Annotated in this window: 1 protein-coding gene; it reads left to right on the plus strand. The window is 60.8% G+C overall.

Annotated elements, in window-relative coordinates; genetic code table 11:
• On the plus strand, positions 1–5073 hold a 5073-nt coding region (locus tag J5069_RS23615; RefSeq protein WP_413542279.1), incomplete at both ends, for a beta strand repeat-containing protein.

Here is a 5073-nt window from a genome sequence, read left to right on the forward strand (position 1 = left end):
TCTGGTGTTTACCGACGTCAATGGCAAAACCGTTGAGGTCAAGAACGTATCGGTAGTGGACGGCAAGTGGAGCACCAGCGCCGATCTGAGCAGCCTGGCGGAAGGCAAGGTGGAAGCCAAAGCCACCGCCACGGACCCGGCGGGTAATCAGGCGCATGACACCGCCAATTCCACCCTGGATGTCACTGGTCCAACGGTCGATATCGAGCACTTTGCCGGTGACGACGGCTTTATCAATACCAGCGAGTCGACGGCGACGCCAGTCAGCGGCACCAGCAGTGAGAAGACCGTGGATCTGGTGTTTACCGACGTCAACGGCAAAACCGTGGAAGTGAAAAACGTATCGGTAGTGGACGGCAAGTGGAGCACCACGGCCGATCTGAGCAGTCTGGCGGAAGGCAAGGTGGAAGCCAAAGCCACGGCCACGGACCCGGCCGGCAATCAGGCGCACGACAGCGCCAACTCGACGCTGGACGTCACCGGTCCGAGCGTCGATATCGAGCACTTCGCCGGCGATGACGGCTTTATCAATACCAGCGAGTCCACCGCCACGCCGGTGAGCGGCACCAGCAGCGAAAAAACCGTCGATCTGGTGTTTACCGACGTCAACGGCAAAACCGTGGAAGTGAAAAATGTCTCGGTAGTGGACGGCAAGTGGAGCACCACGGCCGATCTGAGCAGTCTGGCCGAGGGCAAGGTGGAAGCCAAAGCCACCGCCACGGACCCGGCCGGCAATCAGGCGCACGACAGCGCCAACTCGACGCTGGACGTCACCGGTCCGAGCGTGGATATCGAGCACTTTGCCGGCGATGACGGCTATATCAATACCAGCGAGTCGACGGCGACGCCAGTCAGCGGCACCAGCAGCGAGAAGACCGTGGATCTGGTGTTTACCGACGTCAACGGCAAGACGGTAGAGGTCAAGAACGTCTCGGTAGTAGACGGCAAGTGGAGCACCAACGCCGATCTGAGCAGCCTGACGGAGGGCAAGGTGGAAGCCAAAGCCACCGCCACTGACCCGGCCGGCAATCAGGCGCACGACAGCGCCAACTCGACGCTGGACGTCACCGGTCCGAGCGTCGATATCGAGCACTTCGCCGGCGATGACGGCTTTATCAATACCAGCGAGTCCACCGCCACCCCAGTCAGCGGCACCAGCAGTGAGAAGACGGTCGATTTGGTGTTTACCGACGTTAATGGCAAGACCGTTGAAGTGAAAAATGTCAGCGTGGTGGACGGCAAGTGGAGTACCAGTGCCGATCTGAGCAGTCTGGCCGAGGGCAAGATCGACGCCAAAGCCACCGCCACCGATGCGGCCGGCAATCAGGCGCATGACAGCGCCAACTCGACGCTGGATGTCACTGGTCCGGCGGTAGATATCGAGCACTTTGCCGGCGATGACGGCTATATCAATACCAGCGAATCCACCGCCACGCCAGTGAGCGGCACCAGCAGCGAGAAGACCGTCGATCTGGTGTTTACCGACGTCAACGGCAAGACCGTGGAAGTGAAAAATGTCAGCGTGGTGGACGGCAAGTGGAGCACCAGCGCCGATCTGAGCAGCCTGGCGGAAGGCAAGGTGGAAGCCAAAGCCACCGCCACAGACCCGGCCGGCAATCAGGCGCACGACACCGCCAACTCGACGCTGGATGTGACCGGTCCAAGCGTCGATATCGAGCACTTTGCCGGCGATGACGGCTTTATCAATACCAGCGAGTCCACCGCCACGCCGGTCAGTGGGACCAGCAGCGAAAAAACCGTGGATCTGGTGTTTACCGACGTCAATGGCAAGACGGTAGAGGTCAAGAACGTCTCGGTAGTGGACGGCAAGTGGAGCACCACGGCGGATCTGAGCAGCCTGGCGGAAGGCAAGGTGGAAGCCAAAGCCACCGCCACGGACCCGGCCGGCAATCAGGCGCACGACACCGCCAACTCGACGCTGGACGTGACTGGCCCGAGCGTCGATATCGAGCACTTTGCCGGTGACGACGGCTATATCAATACTGCGGAATCCACCGCCACCCCGGTCAGCGGCACCAGCAGCGAGAAGACGGTTGATCTGGTGTTTACCGACGTTAATGGCAAGACGGTAGAGGTCAAGAATGTCAGCGTGGTGGACGGCAAGTGGAGCACCACGGCCGATCTGAGCAGCCTGGCGGAAGGCAAGGTGGAAGCCAAAGCCACCGCCACTGACCCGGCCGGTAATCAGGCGCATGACACCGCCAATTCCACCCTGGATGTCACCGGCCCGAGCGTGGATATCGAGCACTTTGCCGGCGATGATGGCTATATCAATACCAGCGAGTCGACGGCGACGCCAGTGAGCGGCACCAGCAGTGAGAAGACGGTCGATTTGGTGTTTACCGACGTCAACGGCAAGACGGTAGAGGTCAAGAATGTCAGCGTGGTGGACGGCAAGTGGAGCACCACGGCCGATCTGAGCAGCCTGGCGGAGGGCAAGGTGGAAGCCAAAGCTACCGCCACTGACCCGGCAGGCAATCAGGCGCACGACACTGCCAACTCGACGCTGGACGTCACCGGCCCGAGCGTCGATATCGAGCATTTTGCCGGCGATGACGGCTTTATCAATACCAGCGAGTCCACCGCCACGCCGGTCAGTGGTACCAGCAGCGAGAAGACGGTTGATCTGGTGTTTACCGACGTCAACGGCAAAACCGTTGAAGTGAAAAATGTCTCGGTAGTGGACGGCAAGTGGAGCACCAACGCCGATCTGAGCAGTCTGGCGGAAGGCAAGGTGGAAGCCAAAGCTACCGCCACTGACCCGGCGGGTAATCAGGCGCACGACACCGCCAACTCGACGCTGGATGTGACTGGCCCGAGCGTCGATATCGAGCACTTTGCCGGCGACGACGGCTTTATCAATACCAGCGAGTCCACCGCCACGCCAGTGAGTGGGACCAGCAGCGAGAAGACGGTTGACCTGACGTTCACGGATGTGAACGGCAAGGTTGTCACGGTAACTGGTGTGACCGTGGTGGACGGCAAGTGGAGCACCACGGCCGATCTGAGCAGCCTGGCCGAGGGCAAGGTGGAAGCCAAAGCCACGGCCACTGACCCGGCGGGTAATCAGGCGCACGACACCGCCAATTCCACCCTGGACGTCACCGGCCCGAGCGTCGATATCGAGCACTTTGCCGGCGACGACGGCTATATCAATACTGCGGAATCCAAAGCCACGCCAGTCAGCGGCACCAGCAGTGAGAAGACGGTCGATCTGGTGTTTACCGACGTCAATGGCAAAACCGTTGAGGTCAAGAACGTCTCGGTAGTGGACGGCAAGTGGAGCACCACGGCCGATCTGAGCAGCCTGGCGGAAGGCAAGGTGGAAGCCAAAGCCACGGCCACGGACCCGGCCGGCAATCAGGCGCACGACACCGCCAACTCGACGCTGGATGTCACCGGACCGAGCGTCGATATCGAGCACTTTGCCGGCGACGATGGCTATATCAATACCAGCGAGTCCACCGCTACCCCGGTCAGCGGCACCAGCAGTGAGAAGACCGTTGATCTGGTGTTTACCGATGTCAACGGCAAGACGGTAGAGGTCAAGAATGTCAGCGTGGTGGACGGCAAGTGGAGCACCACGGCCGATCTGAGCAGCCTGGCGGAAGGCAAGGTGGAAGCCAAAGCCACGGCCACGGACCCGGCCGGCAATCAGGCGCACGACACCGCCAACTCGACCCTGGACGTGACTGGCCCGAGCGTCGATATCGAGCACTTTGCCGGTGACGACGGCTATATCAATACCAGCGAGTCGACGGCGACCCCGGTCAGCGGCACCAGCAGTGAGAAGACCGTTGATCTGGTGTTTACCGACGTTAATGGCAAAACCGTTGAGGTCAAGAACGTATCGGTAGTGGACGGCAAGTGGAGCACCACGGCCGATCTGAGCAGCCTGGCCGAGGGCAAGGTGGAAGCCAAAGCTACCGCCACTGACCCGGCGGGCAATCAGGCGCACGACACCGCCAACTCGACGCTGGATGTCACCGGTCCGAGCGTCGATATCGAGCACTTTGCCGGCGATGACGGCTATATCAATACCAGCGAGTCCACTGCCACGCCAGTCAGCGGCACCAGCAGCGAAAAAACCGTGGATCTGGTGTTTACCGACGTCAACGGCAAAACCGTTGAAGTGAAAAACGTCTCGGTAGTGGACGGCAAGTGGAGCACCAGCGCCGATCTGAGCAGCCTGGCGGAAGGCAAGGTGGAAGCCAAAGCCACCGCCACTGACCCGGCGGGTAATCAGGCGCACGACAGCGCCAACTCGACGCTGGACGTCACCGGCCCGAGCGTCGATATCGAGCACTTTGCCGGCGACGACGGTTATATCAATACCGCGGAATCCAAAGCCACGCCGGTCAGCGGCACCAGCAGTGAGAAGACGGTCGATCTGACGTTCACGGACGTGAACGGCAAGGTCGTTACGGTAACCGGTGTGACCGTGGTAGACGGCAAGTGGAGCACCACGGCCGATCTGAGCAGCCTGGCGGAGGGCAAGGTGGAAGCCAAAGCCACGGCTACGGACCCGGCGGGTAATCAGGCGCACGACACCGCCAATTCCACGCTGGATGTGACTGGTCCGACGGTCGATATCGAGCACTTCGCCGGTGATGACGGCTTTATCAATACCAGCGAGTCGACGGCGACGCCAGTGAGTGGTACCAGCAGCGAGAAGACGGTCGATCTGGTGTTTACCGACGTTAACGGCAAAACCGTTGAGGTCAAGAACGTCTCGGTAGTGGACGGCAAGTGGAGCACCACGGCCGATCTGAGCAGTCTGGCGGAAGGCAAGGTGGAAGCCAAAGCCACGGCTACGGACCCGGCGGGTAATCAGGCGCACGACACCGCCAACTCGACGCTGGATGTCACTGGTCCGAGCGTGGATATCGAGCATTTTGCCGGTGACGACGGCTTTATCAATACCAGCGAGTCGACGGCGACGCCGGTCAGCGGCACCAGCAGCGAGAAGACGGTTGATCTGGTGTTTACCGACGTTAATGGCAAGACGGTAGAGGTCAAGAATGTCAGCGTGGTGGACGGCAAGTGGAGCAC

Source organism: Candidatus Symbiopectobacterium sp. NZEC127, from assembly GCF_025962675.1.
Classification (GTDB): domain Bacteria; phylum Pseudomonadota; class Gammaproteobacteria; order Enterobacterales; family Enterobacteriaceae; genus Symbiopectobacterium.